This window comes from Sinomonas terricola (assembly GCF_034931225.1).
GTDB classification, from domain to species: domain Bacteria; phylum Actinomycetota; class Actinomycetes; order Actinomycetales; family Micrococcaceae; genus Sinomonas; species Sinomonas terricola.
The window spans coordinates 112,247-136,346 of the sequence record NZ_JAYGGQ010000012.1 but is presented as its reverse complement, the minus strand read 5'-3'; the positions used below and the strand labels follow the sequence as shown (position 1 = coordinate 136,346).

The 24,100-nt window shown below is 71.1% G+C and carries 23 protein-coding genes; 7 read left to right on the top strand and 16 right to left on the bottom strand.

What is annotated here, in order from left to right:
• Window positions 1–44 precede the first annotated feature (44 nt).
• From SPF06_RS15545 to SPF06_RS15535, 3 genes are all read right to left on the bottom strand, one after another.
• Window positions 45–1,412, bottom strand: a complete 1,368-nt coding sequence (locus tag SPF06_RS15545) for an MFS transporter (protein ID WP_323280035.1) — start codon at window positions 1,410–1,412, stop codon at window positions 45–47.
• Between the two features lie 150 nt (window positions 1,413–1,562).
• Window positions 1,563–3,014, bottom strand: coding sequence for a 4-hydroxyphenylacetate 3-monooxygenase, oxygenase component (gene hpaB, locus SPF06_RS15540; protein ID WP_323280034.1), 1,452 nt, complete (start codon window positions 3,012–3,014; stop codon window positions 1,563–1,565).
• A 19-nt stretch (window positions 3,015–3,033) separates the two neighbouring features.
• Window positions 3,034–3,564: a flavin reductase family protein gene (locus SPF06_RS15535; protein ID WP_323280033.1), complete on the bottom strand. Its 531-nt coding sequence runs from the start codon at window positions 3,562–3,564 to the stop codon at window positions 3,034–3,036.
• Window positions 3,565–3,706: 142 nt separating this feature from the next.
• Between SPF06_RS15535 and SPF06_RS15530 the strand changes: the two genes are divergently transcribed.
• Window positions 3,707–4,417 (top strand): IclR family transcriptional regulator, encoded by a 711-nt coding sequence (locus SPF06_RS15530; protein ID WP_323280032.1) that lies wholly within the window; start codon window positions 3,707–3,709, stop codon window positions 4,415–4,417.
• A gap of 7 nt (window positions 4,418–4,424) precedes the next feature.
• Here the strand turns inward: SPF06_RS15530 and SPF06_RS15525 are convergent, their stop codons facing one another.
• The 3 genes from SPF06_RS15525 to SPF06_RS15515 all read right to left on the bottom strand — a co-directional run bounded on the left by SPF06_RS15525 (window position 4,425) and on the right by SPF06_RS15515 (window position 9,770).
• On the bottom strand, window positions 4,425–7,556 hold the full coding sequence (locus SPF06_RS15525) for an SMC family ATPase (RefSeq protein ID WP_323280031.1): 3,132 nt from the start codon (window positions 7,554–7,556) through the stop codon (window positions 4,425–4,427).
• Complete coding sequence (locus SPF06_RS15520) at window positions 7,553–8,728, bottom strand: metallophosphoesterase family protein (RefSeq protein WP_323280030.1); 1,176 nt, start codon at window positions 8,726–8,728, stop codon at window positions 7,553–7,555. The genes SPF06_RS15525 and SPF06_RS15520 overlap by 4 nt, the downstream gene beginning before the upstream one ends.
• A gap of 76 nt (window positions 8,729–8,804) precedes the next feature.
• Window positions 8,805–9,770, bottom strand: coding sequence for an aquaporin (locus tag SPF06_RS15515; protein WP_323280029.1), 966 nt, complete (start codon window positions 9,768–9,770; stop codon window positions 8,805–8,807).
• Between the two features lie 214 nt (window positions 9,771–9,984).
• Between SPF06_RS15515 and SPF06_RS15510 the strand changes: the two genes are divergently transcribed.
• Window positions 9,985–10,995: an ADP-ribosylglycohydrolase family protein gene (locus tag SPF06_RS15510; RefSeq protein ID WP_323280027.1), complete on the top strand. Its 1,011-nt coding sequence runs from the start codon at window positions 9,985–9,987 to the stop codon at window positions 10,993–10,995.
• Here SPF06_RS15510 and SPF06_RS15505 read toward each other — a convergent pair.
• From SPF06_RS15505 to SPF06_RS15495, 3 genes are all read right to left on the bottom strand, one after another.
• Window positions 10,992–11,321, bottom strand: coding sequence for a hypothetical protein (locus tag SPF06_RS15505; RefSeq protein WP_323280026.1), 330 nt, complete (start codon window positions 11,319–11,321; stop codon window positions 10,992–10,994). The genes SPF06_RS15510 and SPF06_RS15505 overlap by 4 nt on opposite strands.
• An 83-nt stretch (window positions 11,322–11,404) precedes the next feature.
• The gene (locus SPF06_RS15500; RefSeq protein ID WP_323280025.1) at window positions 11,405–11,941 is read right to left on the bottom strand and encodes a DUF4395 domain-containing protein; all 537 of its coding nucleotides are present in this window, start codon (window positions 11,939–11,941) and stop codon (window positions 11,405–11,407) included.
• 78 nt (window positions 11,942–12,019) lie between these two features.
• Window positions 12,020–13,054: a 3'-5' exonuclease gene (locus SPF06_RS15495; protein ID WP_323280024.1), complete on the bottom strand. Its 1,035-nt coding sequence runs from the start codon at window positions 13,052–13,054 to the stop codon at window positions 12,020–12,022.
• A gap of 86 nt (window positions 13,055–13,140) precedes the next feature.
• On the opposite strand from SPF06_RS15495, the gene SPF06_RS15490 reads away from it, so the two are divergent.
• Complete coding sequence (locus SPF06_RS15490; RefSeq protein WP_428985776.1) at window positions 13,141–13,893, top strand: DedA family protein; 753 nt, start codon at window positions 13,141–13,143, stop codon at window positions 13,891–13,893.
• A gap of 44 nt (window positions 13,894–13,937) precedes the next feature.
• Here SPF06_RS15490 and rdgB read toward each other — a convergent pair whose 3' ends face one another.
• Window positions 13,938–14,588: an RdgB/HAM1 family non-canonical purine NTP pyrophosphatase gene (gene rdgB, locus SPF06_RS15485; protein WP_323280023.1), complete on the bottom strand. Its 651-nt coding sequence runs from the start codon at window positions 14,586–14,588 to the stop codon at window positions 13,938–13,940.
• Complete coding sequence (gene rph / locus SPF06_RS15480; protein WP_323280022.1) at window positions 14,585–15,358, bottom strand: ribonuclease PH; 774 nt, start codon at window positions 15,356–15,358, stop codon at window positions 14,585–14,587. Before rph ends, rdgB begins: the two co-directional genes overlap by 4 nt.
• Between rph and SPF06_RS15475 the strand changes: the two genes are divergently transcribed.
• Window positions 15,357–16,334: an aldo/keto reductase gene (locus SPF06_RS15475; RefSeq protein WP_323280021.1), complete on the top strand. Its 978-nt coding sequence runs from the start codon at window positions 15,357–15,359 to the stop codon at window positions 16,332–16,334. The two genes, rph and SPF06_RS15475, sit on opposite strands and share 2 nt — an antisense overlap.
• A 135-nt stretch (window positions 16,335–16,469) precedes the next feature.
• Complete coding sequence (gene lgt, locus SPF06_RS15470; RefSeq protein ID WP_323280020.1) at window positions 16,470–17,423, top strand: prolipoprotein diacylglyceryl transferase; 954 nt, start codon at window positions 16,470–16,472, stop codon at window positions 17,421–17,423.
• On the opposite strand, the gene SPF06_RS15465 is transcribed toward lgt, so the two are convergent.
• From SPF06_RS15465 to clpS, 4 genes are read right to left on the bottom strand one after another with little or no spacing between them, the layout of a single operon-like run.
• Entirely contained in the window at window positions 17,411–18,208 is a 798-nt protein-coding gene (locus SPF06_RS15465) for an MBL fold metallo-hydrolase (protein ID WP_323280019.1), read from the bottom strand. The genes lgt and SPF06_RS15465 overlap by 13 nt on opposite strands.
• Complete coding sequence (gene murI / locus SPF06_RS15460) at window positions 18,205–19,236, bottom strand: glutamate racemase (RefSeq protein WP_323280018.1); 1,032 nt, start codon at window positions 19,234–19,236, stop codon at window positions 18,205–18,207. Before murI ends, SPF06_RS15465 begins: the two co-directional genes overlap by 4 nt.
• Window positions 19,214–19,822: a DUF2017 domain-containing protein gene (locus SPF06_RS15455; protein WP_323280017.1), complete on the bottom strand. Its 609-nt coding sequence runs from the start codon at window positions 19,820–19,822 to the stop codon at window positions 19,214–19,216. The genes murI and SPF06_RS15455 overlap by 23 nt, the downstream gene beginning before the upstream one ends.
• Window positions 19,815–20,132: an ATP-dependent Clp protease adapter ClpS gene (gene clpS, locus SPF06_RS15450; RefSeq protein WP_323280016.1), complete on the bottom strand. Its 318-nt coding sequence runs from the start codon at window positions 20,130–20,132 to the stop codon at window positions 19,815–19,817. The genes SPF06_RS15455 and clpS overlap by 8 nt, the downstream gene beginning before the upstream one ends.
• Window positions 20,133–20,262: 130 nt before the next feature.
• On the opposite strand from clpS, the gene SPF06_RS15445 reads away from it, so the two are divergent.
• Together SPF06_RS15445 and SPF06_RS15440 are read left to right on the top strand one after the other, a co-directional pair.
• Entirely contained in the window at window positions 20,263–21,606 is a 1,344-nt protein-coding gene (locus SPF06_RS15445) for a nicotinate phosphoribosyltransferase (protein ID WP_323280015.1), read from the top strand.
• A 37-nt stretch (window positions 21,607–21,643) separates the two neighbouring features.
• On the top strand, window positions 21,644–22,228 hold the full coding sequence (locus tag SPF06_RS15440; RefSeq protein ID WP_323280014.1) for an isochorismatase family protein: 585 nt from the start codon (window positions 21,644–21,646) through the stop codon (window positions 22,226–22,228).
• Between the two features lie 84 nt (window positions 22,229–22,312).
• On the opposite strand, the gene SPF06_RS15435 is transcribed toward SPF06_RS15440, so the two are convergent.
• Complete coding sequence (locus SPF06_RS15435; RefSeq protein WP_323280013.1) at window positions 22,313–24,082, bottom strand: DEAD/DEAH box helicase; 1,770 nt, start codon at window positions 24,080–24,082, stop codon at window positions 22,313–22,315.
• Window positions 24,083–24,100 lie beyond the last annotated feature (18 nt).

The window sequence follows — 24,100 nt, the reverse complement described above, 5'->3', positions numbered from 1 at the left end:
CACGAGGAGGGGCCGCCGTCGTGCGCTCTGACGCCCGCGGCGGCTCAGACCGCCGCGTCCCCGCTCAGGTTCGGGACGTAGTCGGCGCGGGCCTCGGCGACATGCAGGTCGACGCCTTTGGTCTCCTTGACGAGGGAAACGCCTACGAGCGAGACGATCGCGGCGGCCGCGATGTAGACGCCGATCGTCCACGATGCCCTGAACTGGTTCATGAGCATTTCCGCGATCATCGGGGCGAACGCCCCGCCGAGGATCGCGCCGATCGCGTAGCCGATCGAGACACCCGAATAGCGCACCTTCGCGGGGAACATCTCGGCGTAGAGGGCTGACTGGGGGCCGTAGCTCAGGCCAAGGCCGATCGTCATGCCGAACAGGGCGACGAAGTACCAGACGATGTTCTTCGTGTCGATGAGGAACCACATCGGCGCCGCCCACAGCGCGAGGAACACGTAGCCGAGCTGGAACGTCCGCACCCTGCCGAGACGGTCCGAGATCGCGCCGCCCCACAGGGTGAAGACAAGCCAGCCAAACGAGGCGAGTGTCGTCGTCAGGAGCACCGTCGGCTGGTCCATCTTGAGCGACTTGACCGCGTACGTCGCGAAGTAGGCGATGAGGAGGTAGCCCGCCGCGTTGTTCGCGATGAAGATGACAGCGGTGAGGACGACTTCCTTCGCGTTGCGGCGGAAAAGCTGGCCGAGGGGCGCGGACGATTCGCGGCGCCTCTCCTGGAGCTGCTTGAAGACCGGGCTCTCCTCGACGGCGCGCCGGATGACGTACCCGACGAAGATGAGGACGATCGAGAGCAGGAACGGGATCCGCCAGCCCCACACGGCAAACGCGGGCCCCATGGCCGCGGTGAGGGCCCACAGCGTGAAGGTCGCGAGGATCATGCCGACCGGCACGCCGATCTGCGGGTAGGCGCCGAAGTAGCCGCGCCGGCTGCGGGGCGCGTGCTCGACGGCCATGAGCGCCGCCCCGCCCCATTCGCCGCCCGCCGAGAATCCCTGCAGCACGCGGAGCAGGATGAGCAGGACCGGGGCCACGACGCCCGCCTGCGCGTACGTGGGCAGAACGCCGATGAGCGAGGTGGAGAGGCCCATGAGGACGAGCGTGAACACGAGCATCTTCTTGCGGCCGAGCCGATCCCCGAGGTGGCCCGCGACGATCGCGCCGAGCGGGCGGAACAGGAAGGAGATGCCGATGGTCGCGAACGAGAGGATCTGGGCGAGGCCCGGGTTGTCCTTCGCGACCGGGGCGAGAAACAGCGACGCGAGGACGCCGCCGGCAGCCTGGGCGTAGATGAAGAAGTCGTACCACTCGATGGTCGTGCCGACGAGCGTGCCCGCGAGGACGCGTCGTGCTTCCTTCGAGGCGGCCGGTGCTGGCTCTGCGCTGCTGCGTGCCTGGGTCATGCGAACTCCGTTGTTCGGTGGGCCGGCAGGAGCCGGACTGAAAGAATTAGTGACCGATTGGTCGGTCACTAATTCGAGAGGATACAGGAAGCAGGGCGCGCCGCATACCCTCCCGCGAGAGCGTGGCTGGCAGGCGGACGACGACGGCGATCAGTCCTCGCGGTCGAGGAGCTCGCGGACCCGCGCGCGCAAGGCCGCCCGATCGTAGCTGTTCACGAGGGCGCCCGCCATGCGCACGGGGTCGCCGAAGAAGAAGTACTCGTAGAGCGACTGCCTGCCCGCGAACCCAGAGACCGAGGCGTCGAGCGCGAGCTTGAACAGCCGGATGCGCTCGGGACCCGTGAGGGCCTTGCCCTGGAGGTACAGCTCGATGTCCTCGCGGGCGACGTCGAGGTCCGCCTCCCCAGGCAACGCCATGAGGCCCGACGCGCAGAACTTGCGGATGATCTCGGGATACCGCTGGGACACCTTCGGGTACCAGTTGCGCGCGGCGTTCAAGGTCGGCCAATGCGGGAGCATGACGCCGTCGTCGCTCAGCTCGGCCTGAGCCTCGGCCGCGACGACGAGAGCTTTGCCGATCTCGACGTTGCGGATGAGCTCCGCAAGATCCTCCTGGATGTGCTGGAAGCCGTCGATACCGATCGTCGCGGCGATCTCCGATGCGAGGCCGAGGAAGAACTCGCTCTTCGCGAGCGTGCGGGTCACGACCTGATGGGTCATGAGCGCGGCAGCTCCCGTATCCGAATACCACTGATTGCACAGCTCGGGGTGCCCGAGCATGAAGACGCGCTCGTTCGGGACGAAGACGTCGTCGAACACGACGACGGCATCGATCTCCTCGAAGCGGCTCGCGAGCGGCTCGTCGTGGTGGCTTCCGCCGTGGTGCAGGCCCGTGCGGCACAGGTAGCGCAGGCCCGGGGCGTCATTCTGGATCGCGAACGCGAATGAATACGGGGCGTCCTCGGGTGTCGCGCGCAGGAGCGTCGAGGGGAAGACGAGGAGCTCGTCGGCGATCGGGGCGATCGTCGCGAGCATGCGCGCGCCGCGGATGACGACGCCGTCGTCCCGCTCCTCGACGACCCGCGCCGAAAGCTGCCCGCCCAGCTGCTCCGAGCCCGAGACTGACCGATTGGCCTGCGGCGGGATGAGCGTGTGGGTCGCGAGGAGGTCGTTCTCGCGTGCCATCTCGTAGTACGCCTCGATGCGCTCGCCGAAGACAGGATCCGCCTGCGCGAAGAACTTCTTCGCGGAGCCCAGGGCCGTGAGCGACGAGTTCATGTAGTCGCCCGTGCGGCCCAGGAAGCCGCTCGAGTATTCAGCCCACACGCTCATGGCGTCGCGTCTCCTCGCAAGATCCTCCTTCGTCCGCGGCACGAGGAACGACGCATTCACGAGGTCCCCGCTCGTCGGGGACGTGTACGTGAGCCGGCTCTGGAACTCCGGGGCGTGCTGCATGTCGAAGAGGTGCGCGTACGTGCGCGCGAGGCCTGCGAACGCGGGATGCTCGGTGAGGTTCTCGGAGACGACTCCGCCATCGATCACGAGATGCGGCCGCATCGCGTTGAGCGCGTCCAGGAACTGCTGGCCGGTGCGGATTCCCATGGTGTTTCCCTTCGTGGAGCTAGAGCAGGTCCTCGACGCCGAGCTGGCTTTCGGGGATGGTGGTGAAGTGGCCGTTTGCGAAGGCGAGCGCGTCCCCCGAGCGGTAGTCGAAGTCGACGACCTCGCCGAGGTACAGCGTGTGGTCCCCGCCGTCGTACGCGGCCCACGGCGTGCATTCGAAGTAGGCGAGGACGCGGCTCAGGCGCGGCGCGACGGAGCCTTCGACCCACTGGGGCTCCACGCCGGGCCTGCCGGCGAAATGCAGCGCGAGGGCCTGCTGCTCCGCGCCGAGGATGTTCACCGTGAACGCGCGGCCAGCGAGCTCGTCGTGCGCTGTGGTCCGCCGGGCGATGCTCACAAGCACGAGCGGCGGCTCGAGCGAGACGGACGTGAAGGAGTTCACCGTGATGCCGTACCGCCTGCTGGGCCCGTCGAATGTCACGATGGCGACCCCGGTCGCGAATCGGCCGAGGCTGCCGCGGAAGTGGTGGGAACGCGATGCGGACGAGCGCCTCCGCCCGCCCGGGAACTCTCCGGGCTGCGCGCTCATGGACGGCACCTCCTCCCCAGACTGACCGATTCGAGAATCTGTTCTATAATCGAACAGATAGTCCCGATATCGAGCACATTTCACGCTACAGGAGTGTGTTCCACGCCACAAGACCCAGGAATCAGCCTCGGAAAGGACCAGGATGGCCAACACGCCAGAGACGCCCGCTCACTCCCAGACGCTCTCGCGCGGGGTTCGGGCTCTCGAGATCCTAGCCGACGCCCGCGCGCCGCTCACGATCGCCGAGCTCGCGGCATCGCTCGGGCTCCACCGGTCCATCGCGTACCGCATCATCCGCACGCTCGAGGACCATTCACTCGTCGAGCGCGACGATTCGGGGCGGCTCCTCCCGGGCGCCGGCCTCGCCGTGCTCGCGCGAGGCGTCGCGCGGGACCTCCAGTCCGCGGCGTCGCCCGAGCTGGGCCGCATCGCCGACGAGCTCGGTATGACGGCGTTCGTCGTGGTGTGGGACCATGCCGAATGCGTCACGCTCGCCACCGTCGAGCCGCGGCACAACGGCACGGCAATCGCCCAGCGCCCCGGCTCGCGCCACAGCATCGGTTCCGGCGCGCCGGGGATCGCGATCCAATCGGCGCTCGGGCGAACCGAATGGGAGCAGCGGATGCCCGGCGTGCCGTATCGGCCCGAGGCGGACGAGGCCCGCGAACGAGGCTATGCCGTGAGCCACGACGAGGTCATCCCGGGCGTGTTCTCCGTCGCCGTCCCGATCCAGCCGCCGCGCCAGCGGCCCTCAGCCCTCGCCGTCGTGCATTTGGGCGGGAACATGGAGACCGAGGTCATCGGGAAGGCCCTCGCGGCCTCGGCCCGGCGCATCGCCGAGGCGATCGGCTAGGCGGCCGCTAGACCGAAGCCCCTCCCGCGACCACCGCGAGGGACGATCCCGATCGCCCCTTGGCGACGCGGATCTGAGCGGGTATCCGCTGCTTGAGCTCCGGCACGTGGCTCACGAGGCCCACTGTGCGGCCGCCGTCCCGGAGGCCTTCGATGGCCTCCATGACCTGTTCGAGAGCCCGCTCGTCGAGCGTCCCGAAGCCTTCGTCGACGAAGAGCGTCTCGATGTCCACACCGCCGGATTCGTGCTGCACGACGTCGGCGAGCCCCAGCGCGAGCGCGAGCGACGCCATGAACGATTCGCCGCCCGAGAGCGTCGCGGGGTCGCGGCGCTGCCCGGTCCACGCGTCCATGACCTCGAGACCGAGTCCCGACGCCGCCCCGCGCGCGGCGAGGGCGTCCGTGTGCTCGAGGCCGAAGCGGCCGTCGCTCATGATCGCGAGGCGCTCCGACGCGGCGAGCGCGACCTGCTCGAGCCGCGCGGCCAGCACGTAGCGGCGAAGGGACATGCGCAGGCGGTTATCGCCGCTCCCCCGAGCCGTGCGCTGAAGCTCGCCGAGCATGTCCGCCTCAGCTCGCACGCGCACTAACTCGGGAATCACGTCCGCGAACTCGGCCCTGAGCCGCTCGCAGCGGGCCAGGGCAGTCCGGGCGGCCCGGTCAGCAGTCTGCACGGCCGCGAGCCGGTTCTCGGCGTGCTCGAGTTCTGCGACCCGTGCCGCGAGTCGTTCCGCCCGGCGGCCCCGCACACTGTCGGGAAGCGCGAGCTCTCCGCCGGCCTCATCGGCCTCGGCCCGCTCGGCCTCGAGCGCGCGGACGACGGCGGCCGAGGACAGCAAGCCGCCTATCATCCGCTCTTCCGCGGCGTGTCCGTCCACCCGGCGCCGAAGCTCGTGGGCCTCAGCCTCGGGCAGGAGCGCGGCCCTCGCGTGCTCGGCCGTTTCGAACGGACTCGCGTCGATCGCCGCGTCGAGCGACGCGCGGGCCGACGCACGGCGGGCGCGGGCGGCAACGTCCTGGGCCGCGGCCTCGGCCAGCGGCTCGAGCGCCCTCACCACGGCGGAGACGGCGGCGTGGCGCGCGCGCAGCGTCGGCCAGCCCTCCCGCCACACGGCCAGGTCCCGCGTACGCCTGGCCAGGTCCTCGCCGAGGCGATCGCTCTCGGCGGCCGCGAGCACGAGCGCGGCCGAGGAGGCCTCGCGCTCGGACGCGGCCTTTCCGCGGCGGACCTCGCGCGACTGCGCCTGCGCGACGACGACGCCGAGTCGCGCCTCGGCGTCGAGGGCCGAACGCACGCCGGCGACAGCGTCCTCGAGCTCTCGAGCGGCCTTGTCCGGATCCGCATCCCCGCCACGGCCGACAACGCGAGACAGTGCGGCCTTGGCATCGGCGACGGCGGCAGCGGCACCCCGCTCCCGGTCCATGGCGAGCTCGGCGGCCGACGCCGCCTCCTTCTCCCGGTCGACGAGCCGGAGCGGATCCTCGTCGCCGACCGCGGGCCGCGGATGGTCCTCGGAGCCGCACACGGGGCACGGGGTTCCGGGGTCGAGCTGTGCTGCGAGCTCGAACGCGGTGAGTGCCAGTCGCTCTTCGCGGAGGTCGAGCCACAGGCCCCGACGTTTGAGTGCTTCGTCCTTCCGTGCGCGCAGGGCCTCCTCGGCCGCCGCGAGCCGTTCCGAAGCTACGGCGTGATCCTGCACGGCCTCGACCACGTCTCGCGCGGCCTTCTCATCCCGTTCGGCCGCCGGCCGGGACGCTGCGAGCGGCGCAAGCCTCGTGTGCTCGCGGGCGAGTTCGGCGAGCACCTCGTCCGCTTCCGTGAGCTCTGCCCCGAGCCTGGCAAGCTCCGAGCGTCGCCGCGCGGCCTCGGCCTCGGCCTCCTCCCGCCGCGCGACGAGGATCTCGAGCTCTTCCTCGAGCGGGATCCGCTCGGCGAGCACGGCGGCCTCGGCACGCGCGTCCCCGGCCTCGGAGCGGAGCGCGGCGGGGCTCAGCTCCTCTGCCTCGGGCGCAGCCCATCCCGCCGCGGCGGCTGCGGCCCGAGCCGCCGTGAGCGTTTGGACCGCGTCCTCAGCGGCTCGTGCCGCGAGGCGATCCTCAGCGAGCTCATGCCGGATCGCGGCCGCGGCCGTCGCGAGCAGCAGCCTCTCCGCGCGCGCACCGTTTTCGCGGGCGTTCGCCGCCCAGCGCGATTGACGGCTCCGGGCGGCGGCAAGCTCGGCGGCGTCCTCGTCCGCACGGCGGCAGGCCTCCTCGGCGGCGCGCGCGGCCTTCACGTCGCGTCGTGCCGGGTCGATCGCGGCTTCGGCCTCCCCCGAAAGCCTGGCAAGCTGCCGCTCGGCCCACACAAAACGCCTCTCGGCGGCTTCCGCGTCGAGGCGCGGCCCGTCCACGTGGATCGGCTCGACGCCGTCGTCGTCCTCGAATGGAGCGTCTGCCGGGTCTGAGCCCGCCTGCGGCAGGCCGCTCGTCGAGAGCTCGGCTTCGAGCTGGCGCAGCGGCACCCTCGCGGCCTGCTCGGCCGATGCGGCGCGCGACTCCGCGTCCTGCGCCATCGACGCGAGCTGTGTCTCGACCCCACCGAATCTTCCCGTCGCGAAGAGGCTCTCGAGCAGATCCTCGCGGTCCGACGGCTTCGCCCGGAGGAACGCCGCGAATTCGCCCTGTGGAAGCATGACGACCCGCGTGAACTGCTCTCGGTCCATGCCGAGAACCTCGCGCAGGAGAGCGGAGGCCTCATCATTGCGGGACGACACAGCGTGCCATTCGCCCCCGACAAGCTCCCGGAGATGGGTGCTTGCCTGCTGGGTCACGTAGCCGTTCTTGGACCGTGCGCTGGGCCGCTGCCATTCGGGCGTGCGCCGGACCTCGAACCGCCGCCCCTGGGCGCTGAATTCGAGGAGCGCCTCGGGCTGCGCCGACGCCTCTGCGTGATGGCTCTTGAGCGACTTGCTCCCCTGGCGCGCCCCCGGGAGCCCGCCGTAGAGCGCGAAGCACACGGCGTCGAGGACACTCGTCTTCCCCGAACCCGTCGCGCCGTTGAGGAGGAAGAGCCCGTGCTCGGCGAGCGCGTCGAAATCGACAGTCTGGCGCGCGGCGAACGGCCCGAAGGCCTCGATCTCGAGCCGGTGGAGCCTCATCGCGAAGCCTCCTCGAGCCGAACTGCGTCGAGCGCCCTCGTGAGGGCCGCGCGTTCGGATTCGCCCGGGCCCCGGCCGCGCACATGCTCGAGGAAACCGGAGCACACCTCGAGGTCGTCGCGGGCGCCCACGAGCCGGGTGTGGTACGTCGAAGACCCGAGTTCGGCCCCGCCGACCGGGTCGAAGTGGAGCGACAGCGTGAGGGGGAAGCGGCTCCGAAGGCGCTCCATCGCTCGCTGGGGCCGCTCGGCGTCCGTGAGGGTGATCTGACAGCATGCGCCCTCGGCCGAGGAAAGCTCGGGATCGGACAGGAGCTCGTCGAGCTGTCCGCGGAGGATCTCGAGCCGATGCGACGTGGTCCATCCGACCTCGCTCGCGGCGGCGAGACCCGTTTCGTCGAAGTCGAGGAGCCACGCTCCCTTGGACTGCCGTGCCTCGCCGAACGAGTAGGCAAGCGGCGAGCCGGAATAGCGGATCGTCTCTGTGAGCTTCTGGCGGCCGTGCAGATGGCCGAGTGCGACGTAGTCGAACCCCGCGAACTCTTCCGCGGAGACGACGTCGAGCCCACCGACAGCCAGCGCCCGCTCGCTCTCGGCAGACACCCCGCCGGACGCGAACGTGTGGGCCATGACCACCGCGTGCAGGAGGCCCGGGCCGGGGCGCCCCTCGCGGCGGTGCGCGAGGTCGGCGCGCACGCGTTCCAGCGCTGCCCGCGTGACGGGCGTGTGGCCCGGCTCATCGACGCCGAGATCACCCGCCACGAGCCGCGGCTCGAGATAGGGCAGCCCGTAGACGGCGAGCTGAGTCCCGTCGGTTCCGCCGATGAGAACCGGCTCGTCGAGCTCGGCGACACGCGTGCGCAGGTGGACGCCCGCGCGCTCGAGGAGCCTCGAGCCGAAGCCGAGCCGCACGGCCGAATCGTGGTTGCCGCTCGTGAGGATGACCCGCGCACCGGCTTCCGTGAGCCGCACGAGCGTGCGGTCGAGAAGGGCCACGACGTCGACGGCCGGAAGGGCCCGATCGTAGACGTCCCCCGCGACCAGCACGGCATCGACCCGCTCGGCGGCCACGTAGTCCACGAGGCCGTCGAGCCACTCGCCCTGGACCGCGAGCAGGCCGAGCCCGTGGAACGACCGCCCGAGATGCCAGTCCGACGTGTGCAGGATCTTCATGGGAAAAACGCTAGCGGGTGGCACCGACATTCTTCGGTGCCACCCGCCAGCAGGATGCAATGACGGCGCGAAAGACCTACTTCGACTGGTCGAAGAACGACTTCGCGTCGTCCTCGTCGGAGCGCGGCTGCACCGCCGGGGCCTCGACGGAGCCATCAGCGGACTCGGCGGCGGACTCGGCCGCGGCCTCCTCCGCCTCGTCTGCCTTCTTCTCGGCGAGCGTCTCGCCCGGAGACGGCTCTCCCTCAACCGTCGTGAACGACGGAGCCGACGGCGCGCCGGTCACGAGCACGTCGTCGGGCGAGCCGAAGCCGCGGAAGATGAGGCCCGCGATGACGGCGCCAAGCAGAGGGGCGACCCAGAAGATCCAGAGCTGCCCCACGGCGCTCCCCTCGGCGAAGAGGACGGTCGACGTCGAGCGCGCCGGGTTGATCGACGCGTTCGTGATGGGGGCGATCGCCTGGATGAGGATCGCGAGGCCGATGCCGATGGCCCACGGCGCCACGCCCTTCGCGGCGCGCTTCGACGTGGCGGCGAGGACGATCGCGAGGAAAGCGGCGGTCGCGACGACCTCGACGAGGAGGCCGCCCGCGAGCGGGAACTTGTTCGGCGAGAGGTCGTCCACCCCGTTCGAGAGCTGGGTGAAGATCGTCTGGACGTTCGAGAGGTTCGGGAGGGTCTTGACCGTGACCCACAGGATGAGCGAGCCGATCGCGCCGCCCACGAGCTGGGCGAGCACGTACAGGGGCACGACCTTCCACGGCGTGCGGCCCGCCACGGCGGTGCCGACCGTCACGGCCGGGTTGAAGTGGCCGCCCGAGATGTGGCCGACGGCGGCGACGCCCACGCCGATGCTCAGGCCGAGCGCGAGCGGCGTCGGGAGGGGCGCGGTGGTCGGGTTGCTGAAGAGGGCGACGCCGAGTCCGCCGAAGATCAGAAGGAACGTGCCGAAGGCCTCGGCCGCGAGCTTCGCGACGATGCCGAACTCTTTGGGGGCCGCAGGAACGGCCTCGGCAGCGGTGGTTGCCGCGGGGGTGGTCATGGGAAGTCCTCTTTCGAGTCGTCGGTGGGGCCCGTCTGGCTGGGCCGGGGGCTGCTTCTCTGGCGCAGGTGCGATGGTCACGCAGGTGACTGGTCGCGGGCCCGCCCACATCCTACAGTCCCCCTCTTTGCGAACACTCCAAGTTGTGAGCGCCGCCACAGGCGGGCGAGCGCGGTCCGTCCCCGAAGCGGCGAGCGGGCGGTACATTGCTCACGTGACGAGTTCCCCGAGCCCCCTCTCGAGAATCCACGGCTGCCTCGCGGGCGGCGCGGCAGCGGAGGGCGTCGTCCTCGCGAGAACGCCCGACGCCCGGGAATTCATGGTCCCGGGCGAATTCGGGCCCCGGGAAGAGGACGACGGCGCCATCCGGCTCGGCGCGGCGGGCCAACTCTCGCTCTACACCGCGGACGCACTCCTCGAGGTGCTCGAATGGGCGAACGCGGGCGTCTATGCCGACCAGTCCGCGTGCGTCTGGCTCGCCTTCCTGCGGTGGGCGCGCGGCCAGGGCATCCCGCTCCCCTCCTCTGCCCCTCCCGTGCCCGAGCGATGGATCGACGGCCAGCCCGCCGCCCGCCGCGCCCTCCCCGCGCGACCCGACTGGGCGTCGTCGCTCGCGGGCGGCGAGATGGGAACCCCCGCGCGCCCGCTCGGCACCGCGTTCGACGACGGCGCCGCCGCCGCCCGCTCGGCCCCGTTCGGCCTCGTCGTGGGGACGCCCGCCGAGGCCGTCGCGGCGATGGCTGCCGACGGCGCGTCTCTCACCCACGGCCATGCCTCTGCCGTGCACGCGGCCGTCGCCGTTGCGCTCGCCGTGCGGGAGATCGCGGAGGGATCGGGGGTGCGAGAGGCCACGGCGACGACGCGCGAAGGGCTCCCGGGCGCGCGCGGTGCGGCCCCCGACGTCATCGCGGCCGTCGATGCGGCGCTCGACGGCGTCCCGCTCTCGGAGGGATCCGCGGCGGCCCGCACGCTGCACGAAGCGCTCGCCGCCTCGCTCGCGGCCGAGGCAGCCGCCGCTTCCGGCGCGGTGCTGCCCGAGGCCTTCTCGGCCGCGATCCGGCGGACGGCCGAGGCCGGGCCCGACGCGGCCGCGATCGCGGGCGCCCTGCTCGGCGTGCACTGGGGCATCGATGCAGTTCCCGCGCTGTGGAGGGTGCGGCTCGACGGCGAGGACATCGCCGTCGGGCTCTCCACGGCGCTTGCGGCGGCCTCGGGCGCGGACTAGACCCGCGCGGCCCGTGCCGAGCCGACGGGCGGGTAGGGGCGCCGGGGCTCGCGCACACCCGACAGGCCGTCGTCGTCCCCGCCGCTCGGAGCGAATCTCCCGCTCCACCGGCGCCCAGGCCACGCGAGGCCGATCGGGCGGGCCGTCCATTCGACCGCCCAGCCGGACCCGAGATAGATGCGCGAAAGCTCGAAGGCGGCGGCCCGCGCGGACGGCCCGTCGGCCGGCCAACCCCTCACGACCGGTCGCAGATCGGCGGGCACCCCCGGTCCCCCACGGATGCCTGGGCTCGGAAAGACGTAGAGCGTGATCCGGTATCCAGCCACCCACCAAGTGTCAGACGCGGTCACCGAAGGTGTCGAGGGTCCGGCATCACGACTTCCCGGCTCCTCTGGCGCGACGGCGCGGCTCAGCGGCTCCGCAGCGCGATGTTGCTGCAGGCCTCGCACACACTCTCGGGGATGAGCCCAACCGCCTGCAGCCGCCCGAAGAGCCAGCACCCAAGGCAGAAGCCTGCAAAGGCCTCGAGGGACGCGGCGACGACAAGGAGCCCCACGAGGGCCAACGCGACCGGGGCGACGCCCGCGATCCAGAGGATCGCGGCCGCCGTCGACAGCACCGCTCCGATGGTCTGGGCAAAGCGCTTGGGCGGGCCCGGGACGAGGCGCGGCTTGCCGAAGCGGGGGGCAATGACGTGCACGGCGAGCCTGCCCGCGGGCGAATAGCGCGGCCCGCCCGCCACCCGGAGCCAGAAGCCGAGCGCGATGATCCACAGGGGCCACCCCCAGCCCGCGAACACTCCGAGCACGAGGGCCGAGAGGCTCAGGACGACGACGATGCCCGCGGTCGAGCGGGCAGCGTACTCGTTGACGGGGTTCGGGAACGCGAACGCCCTGCGGAGGACGCTGCTGCGGACGACGGCTGAGGCTGATCGAGTGCTCGTCACCGTTCCAGCCTAGGAAGTGCCGCCGCACCACCGAAAGGAATGTTGCGGAGCGTGACTTTCACGCACTTTGGGCAGGCTTCATGCGCTTTGTGCAGGCCACTCCCCGCCGAGCATCTGCAGGAACTCGCCCTCGGAGAGCACCTCGACCCGATAGCCCGACGAGCGGAGCTCAAGGGCACGGCGCGCCTTCGACGTCATGCGGGCCGAACCTCGGCCGGCGGCGAGGTCGGACGCGACGAAGCCGTCCCCCACGACGAGGAGCGTCGTGGCCCGCGTGACGGAGCTTGCCGGCTGGGCGCCGAGCGCGGCAGCCCGGCTCTTCGCCTCGGCGCGGGTCATGCCGAGGGCACCGGTGAAGACGATCCGGTGGCCGAACAGCGGGTGCGCGGGGTCGGCCGCGGGGTTCGGCGAGGGGTTCACGCCCTCTTCCGGCCACCGAACCCAGGTGCGCTGGCCGCGGGCAGCCGCGCCCGGGGCGGCCGCGCGCGAAGCGATACCGAGGGCCTTCGCCGTCGGCGCGGAGACCGCGTCCCGTCCCGGGACGAACTCGGGATGGCGGGGCAGGGCCAGGTGCAGGGACCCGTAGAGATCCTCGACGCTGTCCGCGCCGTGGCGCTGGGCGATGTCGACGAGGATGCCTGCGCAGGCCGCGGCGTCCTCGGTCGCATCGTGGTGATTCACAAGCGGCACGCCCGCCGCCTCCGCGACGAACGGCAGCGAATGGGACGGCAGGTCATACGTGCGGCGCGAGAGCACGACCGTGCACGCGTAGTCGTACGCGGGGGCCGGCATGTCCGAGACCTCAAGGGCCGAACGGATCACGCCGAGGTCGAACGCCGCGTTATGGGCCGCGAGGACGTCGTCCCCGATGAAGCCGCCGATCTCCGAGAACAGCTCGCCGAAGCGGGGCTCGCCCACGACGTCCTCGGCGCGGATCCCGTGGATCGCGACGTTGCGCGGGTCGAAGCCGTCGTGGCCGGCAGGCGGGCGCATGAGCCAAGTTGCCGTCTCGACGGGCTTTCCCCCGCGCACCTTCACGAGGCCGACCGAGCACGGGGAGCCCCGGAAGCCGTTGGCGGTCTCGAAGTCGATCGCGGTGAAGTCCAGGGCCACGCGGCGAGTCTAGCCGCGGGGGCCCGTCCGATCCGGGACCGCCACGGCCACAGCACTCTCATAGTCGCGGCCGGTACCCTTGGAAGGTGATCCCCTCCGCGCTGCACGAACTCGCCGCCGCCCTGCCCGCCGTCGTCCAGCCGAAGACCGCCCTTCTTCCGGACTGGCTCAACCCTGACGTCTTCCTGCGCCATTCGTCGCTCGGCCCGTGGGTCGTGCTTCTGGTCTGCGGGATCATCTTTGCGGAGACGGGCCTGCTCATCGGGTTCTTCCTGCCCGGCGACTCGATGCTCTTCACGGCTGGGCTCCTCGTCGCAACGGGGGCGATCCAGTTCAACATCTGGCTGCTCATCGTGTGCATCATCGTTGCGGCGATCGTGGGCAATCAGGTCGGGTACCTCATCGGCGCGAAGATCGGCCCCGCCCTCTTCAGCCGTCCGGACTCTCGGTTCTTCAAGCAGGAGAACGTCCGAAAGGCGCACGAATTCTTCGAGCGGCATGGCGGCCAGGCACTCATCCTCGCCCGCTTCGTGCCGATCATCAGGACGTTCGTCCCGGTCATCGTGGGCGTCGCGGGCATGGAGAAGCGGAAGTTCTTCCTCTACAACGTCCTCGGCGCCATTCCGTGGGGCGGCGGCGTAACGCTCCTCGGCGCATGGCTCGGGCAATACGACTGGGTAGGCAAGAACATCGACCTGATCTTCGTCGTCATCGTCCTCATCTCGGTGATCCCGATCATCGTCGAGTTCACCAAGTCATGGCTCGCGAAGCGCCGCGGCACGGAGCCCGCCGCCGAAGCCCTGCCGAGCCTCGAGGACCGGGGCGAGCGTCAGGACTGAGAGCCCAGGCCCGCCCAGTCCGCGGGCTCAAGCCGCCTCCGGGCTCAGGAGAGTGCCTCCACGATGGCGGGAAGGAGCGCGCGGAACGCCTGGCCGCGGTGGCTGATCGCGTTCTTCTCTTCGCGCGTGAGCTCGGCGCAGCTGCGGTCGAGGCCATCGGGCCGGAGGATCGGGTCGTAGCCGAAGCCGCCCTCGCCGCGGGGCTCTCGCAGGAGCGTCCCCTTGAGCTCGCCGTATTCGACGTGCTCGCGGGCTGCGTCGCCCTGGTTCGCGGGGACCACGAGCGCGGCCGCGCACACGAACGCCGCCCCGCGATGCTCGTCGCGGACGTCGGCCAGCTGGGCGAGAAGGAGTTCGAGGTTGGCGCGGTCGTCGCCGTGCCGGCCGGCCCAGCGCGCCGAGAAGATCCCGGGCGCTCCGCCGAGCACGTCCACGGAGAGCCCCGAATCGTCGGCCACCGCGACGAGGCCCGTGGCCGCCGCGACGGCGCGCGCCTTGAGGAGCGAGTTCTCGCCGAACGTCACGCCGTCCTCGACGACGTCGGGGCCGCCGACCGCCGCGGCATCGACGACCTGCGCCTCGACGTCGAGCCCGGGCACGTGGCCGCGGAGCAGCTCGCGGAGCTCGCGGAGCTTGCCCTGGTTGTGCGTCGCGAGGACGAGGCGCGGCCCTGCGCCGCCGGGGGCGCCGCTCATTCAGCGGTCCTGAGTGCCTCGGCGAGGGTCTCGCGCTGGATGTCGGCGAGCTGCGCCGTTCCGATGAGCGCGAGATCGAGGAGGCTGTTGAGCTCGTCGCGGTCGAACGGCGCGCCCTCGGCGGTCCCCTGGACCTCGACGAACTTCCCGGAGCCGGTCACGACGACGTTCATGTCCGTCTCGGCCCGCACGTCCTCGACGTAGGGAAGGTCGAGGACCGGCACACCGTCGATGATCCCGACCGAGACCGCGGAGACCGTATCGACGAGCGGCTCGGAGCCCGACTCGACGAGGCCCTTGTCCTTCGCCCAGCGCACGGCCTCGGCGAGCGCGACGAACGCGCCCGTGATCGCAGCGGTGCGCGTGCCGCCGTCGGCCTGGAGCACGTCGCAGTCGAGCACGATCGTGTTCTCGCCGAGCGCCTTCGTGTCGATGATCGACCGCAGGGAGCGGCCGATGAGGCGTGAGATCTCATGCGTGCGCCCGCCGATGCGCCCCTTGACCGACTCGCGGTCCGAGCGCGTGTTCGTGGCGCGCGGAAGCATCGCGTACTCGGCGGTGACCCACCCGCGGCCCTCGCCCTTGAGCCAGCGCGGCACCCCCTCCGTGAACGACGCCGTGCACAGGACGCGGGTGTTCCCGAACTCGATGAGCGCCGAGCCCTCCGCCTGCTTCGACCACCCCCGCGTGATGCTGATGGGGCGCAGCTGGTCGGGAGCGCGCCCATCGGCGCGCACAGCGGAAGAGCTCGAGGCCTTGAGTGGGGTCATGGCACCAAGCTTAGCGGCGCGCGCCGTCGTCGGCCTTTATCCGCAGGCGCAGGGTCAAGCTGTGGGCGCGGGGCTAGGCTGGGGACTCATGGCCCCCGAGGATTCCCCGCACCCCGCGACGAACGACGACGGCGTCCCTCTCGTCCCGCTTCCATGCGGCGCCCGCGTGCCGTGCCTCGGGCAGGGCACGTGGTTCATGGGCGAGGACCCTTCCCGCGCGGACGAGGAGCGCCGCGCCCTCCGGGCGGGACTCGACGCGGGCCTCACGCTCGTCGACACGGCCGAGATGTACGGGGACGGCGCTGCCGAGGCGCTCGTCGGGGAGGCGATCGCCGGGCGGCGCGACGAGGTGTTCCTCGTGAGCAAGGTCCTCCCGTGGAACGCGACCAGACGGGGAACCGCCCAGGCACTCGAGGGGAGCCTGCGCCGGCTCCGCACCGACTATCTCGACCTCTATCTCTACCATTGGCGCGGCAGCACGCCGCTCGCCGAGAGCATCGAAGCCCTCATGCGGCTCCAGGAGGAGGGCAAGATCCGGGCGTGGGGGGTGAGCAACCTCGATCCCGCGGACCTCGCAGAGCTCGCTCACATCCCCGGCGCCACCTCGGCGACTGGCTTCCAGACAGATCAGGTCCTCTACAACCTCGCCCGCCGCGGCATCGAATTCGACCTCCTCCCGCGCCTCCGCCGATCCCGAGTGCCCGTCATGGCCTACTCCCCCATCGAGCAGGGCCGTCTTCTGGGCCATCGTGCGCTCGCGAGCGTCGCGGCGCGGCACGGGACCAGTGAGGCCCAGGTCGCGCTCGCGTGGGTCCTGCGCGACGACGGGGTGATCGCGATCCCCAAGTCCTCGACTCCCCAGCACACGCTCGAGAACCGCAGCGCCCTCGGCATCCGGCTCACCCCGGACGACCTCGCGGTGCTCGATGCGGCGTTCCCCGCGCCACGCCGGGCCGTGCCGCTCGAGATGCTCTGACCCGTCCGCTTCCGAGGGGGGCGGGCGTCGCCCCTAGACTGGAGGGCGTGCAGGCAGCCCGCAGCGCACCGCGGGCCGGGACCTGCCCGAGGCGTGGAAGGCCTCGCCCGCCGCGCCGCGACGAAAGGACGTGCCATGAGCGCGCTCTCCCTCCCGGGATACCTGCCCTCGCCGACGATCAACGCGATCAAGATCGGCCCGCTCTCGATCCACTTCTACGCCCTGTGCATCCTCGCGGGCATCGCCGTCGCGATCTGGCTCACCAACCGCCGCTGGATCAGCCGCGGGGGCCGGAGCGGCGAGGTGCTCGACATCGCCCTGTGGGCGGTCCCGTTCGGCATCGTCGGCGGCCGGATCTACCACGTCATCACCGATCCCGAGCTGTACTTCGCCCCCGGCAAGAACCCGTGGAACGCGTTCGCGATCTGGGACGGAGGCCTCGGGATCTGGGGCGCCGTGGCCCTCGGCGGGCTGGGGGCCTGGTTCGGCTGCCGGTGGAAGAAGGCCAGCCTCCCCGCATTCGCAGACGCCCTCGCTCCCGGCCTCCTCTTCGCCCAGGCCCTCGGCCGCCTCGGCAACTGGTTCAACAACGAGCTCTACGGCGATCCGACCACGCTCCCCTGGGGCCTCGAGATCCACGAGATGGACTCCGCGACGGGCCAGGCAGCGATCGGACCGGACGGCCAGCCGATCGTCATCGGGTACTTCCAGCCGACATTCCTCTACGAGGCCGTGTGGACCGTCCTCGGCGCGATCGCGATCCTCGTCCTGGCGCGGCGCCTCAGGCTCGCGCGCGGGGTCGAATTCTCGCTCTACGTCATGATCTACACGGCGGGACGCTTCGTCATCGAGCTCATGCGCTCCGACTACGCCAACCTCATCCTCGGGCTCCGGGTCAACACGTGGGTCGCGGGGCTCGTGTTCCTCGGCGGCGCCGTCTCCTTGGCGCTCATCCTCATGCGCGCGCGGCACCAGCCGGCCCGTCCCGAAGCGGAAGGCGCGGGGACCGGGCCCGAGCTCGGGGCCGGGGAAAAAGAACCCGGTCCCGCGGAGACCGAGCCCGGCCCGGAGGCTGATCAGACCGTGTAGTGGACGCCCGCCACGGCGACGGAGATCGGACCCGAATAGGCGGCCTGCGCCTCCGTCACGGTGCGGTTGGCGTCGTTCCACACGGGAAGGTGCGTGAGCAGGAGGCGCTTCGCGCCAGCGTCGGTCGCGGCCTGCGCGGCGCGGAGGCCCGTGAGGTGCACGCCGTCGATCGCGTCGTCCCGCCCCTCGTGGTAGGCGGCCTCGCACAGGAACATGTCGGCGTCCTGCGCTGCCTCGATGAGGCCAGGGCACGAATCGGTGTCCCCCGAATAGGCCAGGACCCTCGTCTCGATGCCTCCATCGCGCCGCGGCTCTGTGGCCTCGATCCGCATCGCGTAGGCCTCTGCGATGGGGTGCCGCGCGGCGAAGACAGAGAACCTGAACGGGCCGAGCTCGACCTTCTCGCCGACCGCCCAGCTGTGGAACTCGAAGTCTTCGTCGAGGTTCGCGGGGGGCTCCATGTCGAGCGCGATCGAGAGTCGCCGCGAGGTTGCGGCAGGCCCCCACACGGGAACCCGCCCCGACGGCCAGCCGGCCGGGTCCCAATGGATCGCGACCTGAAGCCCCGTGAGGTCCATGCAGTGGTCGGGATGCAGATGGCTCAGCAGGACGCCGTCGATGTCGCTCAGGTCCATGTACCGCTGGAGATTGCCCAGCGCGCCCGAGCCGAGGTCGAGGAGAAGACGCCAGTCGCGATCGCCGTCGTTCGCCGTGAGGAGATAGCAGCTCGCCGGCGAGCTCGGCCCGGGAAACGAGCCGCTGCAGCCGACGATCGTGAGTTTCACGCCTGCATCCTATCCGCGCCCGGCTCGGAAGGCGTGGAAGGACCCGAGAGCGATCGCCCGCCGAAGCCCTCGACGAAGTAGGAGAGGCGGCCACCGCTCCCGGTGCGTGCCTCGACCCGGGCGGCCTCGAGCATCTCGGGCGTGATGCGGGCAAGGCTTCCCGTCGGATAGTGCGCCGAGACATGCTCGGCGTGCTCGACGCGCTGGACCTCGGGGCCGAGGAACCGGCGCGCGAGGACCTCGAACTGGACCGGGTCCCCCGTCGCGAGGAACGTGTGGAGAGGGGGCTCGGGCGAGCGGCGTTCGAGCCCGTGGTCCACGAGGGCCCGGTAGACGTCCTTCGCGGTCTCCTCCGCGCTCGAGACGAGCGTCACGCCGTCCCCCATGACGTAGCTGATGACGCCCGTGAGGAGCGGATAGTGCGTGCAGCCGAGCACGAGCGTGTCGACGCCCGCCTCGCGGAGCGGCGCGAGATAGCCCTCGGCGGCTGCGAGGAGCTCGGGGCCCGTGGTCACGCCGGCCTCGACGTAGCGCACGAAATCGGGGCACGCGGCCGACGTGATGCTCAGCTCAGGCGCCGCCGCGAACGTATCCTCATAGGCCCGCGAGCCGACTGTCGCGCTCGTGCCGATGACGCCGACCCTCCCGTTGCGGGTCGCGACGACGGCGCGGCGCACCGCCGGCTGGATGACCTCGATGACCGGGATTCCGTAGCGTGCCGTGTACCGCTCGCGCGCGTCGCGGAGGACGGCGGCCGACGCCGAATTGCACGCGATCGTGAGGAGCTTGACCCCGGAATCGACGAGCTCGTCCATGACGCCTAGCGCGTTCGCACGCACCTCCGCGATGGGAAGCGGTCCATACGGGCCGTGGGCCGTGTCCCCGACGTACAGGACGGACTCGTTCGGAAGCTGGTCGATGACGGCCCGCGCGACCGTGAGCCCTCCCACCCCGGAATCGAAGACGCCGATCGGGCGCTCTGAGCGGTCGAGCTCCGCGTACGCCTCAGTCTTGGCCCTGCGGCCCATGGGCGGCATCCTTCCCGTCCCGCGCGCGGAACGCCGTCATCATCGCGTCGACGAGTGTCGTCTGGAGCCACGTCACGAAGTTGTAGACAAGCGCGAGGTAGGCGTCGACGTCGTCGTCCCCGACATCGGACCAATCGGCGATCTCGTGAATCCGCTCCGCGTCCTCCTCGCTGTGGATCCCCAGGCGCTCGGCGAGGACGAGGCGCACGTCCGTGAGCGCAGTCGCCCAATGCGCCGCCGCCGCGTCGTCGAGGAGCACGTCGCGGGCCTCGAGGCCCATCGCCGCGGCCCGCAGCGCGCCCGCCTTGCTCTCGCGGAGCGAACGCTCGGTGAAGCGGCGGAACTCGCGGGCCGCCTCGCCGTCGTCCTTCGAGACGTTCGGGAGCAGGCGCTTGAGCGCCGGATCCTCGGGCTCTTCCGCGTCCGGGGTGATGCCCACGAGGGCCGCGAGGGGATCCTCGTCCGGCGCGTCGTGCGGCTCGAGCAGCGCGACGACGTCCCGGAAGAGGCCGCGCAGGAGCTCTCGTTCCGCGTCCTCGAAGCGCCCGCTGATGCCGCGCCGGCCGTAGGTGAAAGGCTCAGCCATCCTCGCCCGCCCTCTCGACCGTGGCCCACAGCCCGAAATTGTGCATCGCGATCGCCTGCCTCTCGACCGTCTCCTTCGCGCCGTGGGAGACGATCGAGCGCCCCTCCGTGTGAACCTGCATCATGAGGGCTTCGGCCTTCGTCTCCGAATAGCCGAAATAGGTCTGGAAGACGTAGCTCACGTAGCTCATGAGATTCACGGGATCATTCCAGACCACAAGGTTCCACGGGACCAGGTTCGCGGTGTCGGTCGCCGACGTCGTCTCCTCGGTGAGGCCAGGCGATGGTTCCGTCGCGACGGTCAAAGTCATGGGCACCATTCTAGGCAGCCCACCCTCCCACCCCTCGCAGCCCACCCACCCACCCTCGCAGCCCGCCCACCCACCCTCGCAGCCCGCCAACCAGCCCCACCCGCTCGGCACCGCCGCTAAAGTGAAGCCCGTGACCTCTTCGACCGACCGGGGCCCCGCCCGCCACGAAGCGCCCCGCACGTCCCTGTTCACCGACCATTACGAGCTCACGATGCTCCAGGCCTCCCTGCATTCGGGGGCGGCGCACCGGCGGGCCGTGTTCGAGGTGTTTGCGCGGAGGCTCCCCGACGGCCGGCGCTATGGCGTCGTCGCGGGAACCGGGCGGCTCCTCGAAGGGATCGTCGGGTTCCGCTTCGAGGACGAGGAGCTCGCGTTCCTCGAGCGCACCGGCGTCGTGAACCGCGAGACCCTGGACTTTCTTGCAGACTATCGATTCTCCGGCGACGTGTGGGGCTACGCCGAGGGCGAGGCGTACTTCCCGAACTCACCGGTCCTCATCGTCGAATCGACGTTTGCCGAGGCGTGCATCCTCGAGACGTACCTCCTGTCAGTGCTCAACCACGACTCGGCCATCGCCTCGGCCGCGTCGCGCATGACGATCGCCGCGAATGGCCGCCCGTGCATCGAGATGGGCTCGCGTCGAACGCACGAGGAGTCGGCGGTCGCCGCGGCGCGGGCTGCCGTCGTCGCGGGCTTCGCGAGCACCTCGAACCTCGCCGCGGGCCTTCGCTACGGGCTGCGTACCGTGGGCACAGCCGCGCACTCCTTCACCCTGCTCCACGATTCCGAGCGCGAGGCGTTCGAGGCGCAGGTCGCCTCGATGGGGCCCGGCACCTCGCTGCTCGTGGACACGTACGACGTCGAGGCCGCCGTCCGCACGGCCGTGGACATCGCGGGCAGTCGCCTGGGCGCGGTGCGGCTCGATTCGGGCGACCTCATCGGGCAGGCGCATTGGGTGCGCCGCCTGCTCGACGAACTCGGCAACGTCAACACCCGCATCGTCGTGACCTCGGACCTCGACGAGTACGCGATCGCGGCACTCGCGGCCGCCCCCGTCGACTCGTACGGGGTGGGCACCTCGCTCGTCACGGGCTCCGGCGCCCCGACCGCCTCCATGGTCTACAAGCTCGTGAGCCGCACGGACGACGACGGCGTTTTCGTGTCCGTCGCCAAGGCCGCCAAGAACAAGCAGACCGTCGGCGGGCGCAAGTACGCGCTGCGGCAGCTCGGCGAGGACGGGCTCGCGATCGCCGAGATCGTCGGTGTCGGGCAGCCCCCCGAAGGCGACGGCAACGACCGCCCGCTCCTCGAGCAGTTCGTCAAGGACGGCGAGCTCGTGCCGGGATGGACGGGACCTGAAGGAGTCGAGCGCGCGCGGGCGCGCCACGAGGCCTCCCTCGCCGAGCTCCCGCCCGCGGCCCGACGAATGCACCGCGGCGAACCCGTGATTCCCACGGTGTACGTCGAGAGCTGACGGCTCCGTGCCCGCCCGCGCGTTGGAGAATGGAGCCATGAAACGGGCACTCATCATCGTCGACGTGCAGAACGACTTCTGCGAGGGAGGTTCGCTCGCGGTCGACGGCGGGGCCGCCGTCGCCGCGCGCCTCTCCCAGCACGTCGCGGACCATGCGCGCGAGTACGGGGCCGTCGTGACGACGCAGGACTGGCACATCGATCCCGGCGAGCACTTCTCCGACACGCCTGACTTCGTGGACTCGTGGCCCCCCCACTGTGTTGCCGGCACGCGCGGGGCGGCCTTCCACCCGAACCTCGACGTCTCAAGCGTCGACGCGATGTTCCGCAAGGGCCAGTACGCCGCGGCCTATTCGGGCTTTGAGGGGCACCTCGCGCAAGCGGGAGACGCGGAGGGCACATCGGACGACTCCCCCGGCCTCGACGAGTGGCTCTCGCGGCACGGCATCACCGACGTCGACGTTGCCGGCCTCGCGACCGACTACTGCGTCAGGGCCACCGCCCTCGACGCTGCGCGGGCCGGCTACCGCACGACCGTGCTCAAGGACCTCTGCGCGGGCATCTCCGACGACCTCGGGCCAACGTTCCACGACCTCGAGGCCGCGGGCGTTCGCCTCGCCTGACGGGCGCAGCACCGTCCAACCGTCACCACCCGCGGGTCCGGCCCAACCAACCACGGGAGGCGACCACCGAACGGAGCGCACGCGCTACGCCCGCCCCACAAACCATCCCTGGAGCTTCTTGAGCCGCGCCGTCAGCTGCTCCTCGCTTGCCTGCGCCACGGCGGGTCCGCCACACAGCTCGCGCAGCTTCGTGTGGACCACGCCGTGCGGCGTGCCGGTCCGCGCGCTCCACGCAGAGACGTTCTTCGCGAGCTCGTTGCGGAGGTCCATGAGGCGGCGATGGTCGGGAATGCCTCCCGGCGAGGACGTGGGCCCCGCGCTCTTGCGCCGAGAAACCTGCTCCTGCTGCCGCTGCCGCAGGAGCGTCGCGACCTGATCAGCGTCGAGGAGCCCCGGGATGCCGAGGAAATCGAGCTCCTCGTCGGAGCCCACGTCGCCGCCCATGCCGAATTCGCCGCCGTCGAACAGGACCCTGTCGAACGCCGCCTGGGATTCCAGTGCCTCGTACTTGCCCTTCTCGAGGGTGTCGGACGCCTTCTCCTCGCGATTGGCCTCGTCCATGAGCGATTCCTCGAGGTCCATGAGCCCGTCCTCGTCCGAGGATGGGCGGTCGAGGGCATGGTCCCGCTCGGCCTCCATCGAGTTCGCGAGCGCCATGAGCTGCGGCACCGAAGGCAGGAAGACGGACGCCGTCTCGCCGCGTTTGCGCGCGCGGACGAAGCGGCCCACAGCCTGGGCGAAGAACAACGGCGTCGACGTCGACGTCGCGTACACGCCCACGGCGAGGCGGGGCACATCGACGCCTTCGGACACCATGCGCACGGCCACCATCCACCGCGCGTCGCCCTCGGAGAACTCCTCGATGCGGCTCGAGGCCTTGGCGTCGTCCGAGAGGATCACAGCCGGGGATTGCCCCGTGATCTTCTTGAGCTGGCCCGCGTAGGCCCGGGCGTCCTCATGGTCGGTCGCGATGACGAGGCCGCCCGCGTCCGGCACAGTACGACGGACCTCGGTGAGCCGGCGGTCCGCCGCCGCGAGGACCGCCGGGATCCACTCGCCCTGCGGGTTGAGGGCCGTGCGCCACGCCTGAGCCGTGACGTCCTTGGTCACCGCGGCCTCGCCGAGGGACGCGGCCATCTCCTCGCCCGCGCTCGTGCGCCATCGCATCTGCCCGGAATACGCCATGAAGATGACCGGCCGCACCACGTGGTCCCGGAGGGCCTGCCCGTAGCCGTAGGTGTAGTCGGACTTCGAGCGGCGGATCCCGTCAGCGTCCTCGACGTAGTCCACGAACGGGATCGGCGAGGTATCGGAGCGGAACGGGGTTCCCGTGAGCGCGAGCCGGCGGACGGCGGGGTCGAACGCCTCGCGCAGGCCGTCGCCCCACGAGAGCGACTCTCCGCCGTGGTGGATCTCGTCGAGGATCACGAGCGTGCGCGCGGCCTCGGTCTTCGCGCGGTGCAGGAGCGGCTTGCTCGCGACCTGCGCGTACGTGACGGCCACGCCTCGGAAGTCGCGCCCGTGCTTCCCGTCCGAGTTCTTGAAGTTCGGATCGATCGCGATCCCCACGCGCGCGGCGGCGTCGGCCCACTGCCGCTTGAGGTGATCGGTCGGCGCGACGACGGTGACGCGATTGATGACCCCGCGTTCGAGCAGCGTCGACGCGATGCGGAGCGCGAACGTCGTCTTGCCGGCACCCGGCGTCGCGACCGCGAGGAAGTCCCGTGGTGCGGCGTCGACGTACTTGTCGAGCGCCTCCTGCTGCCATGCGCGGAGCTTCGGCGCGGTGCCCCATGCCGCCCGCTCGGGATAGGCGGGAGGCAGCGACGGCGCCGCGGGGGCGGCTGCGGGCAAGGGAGCGGCCGGAGGCCC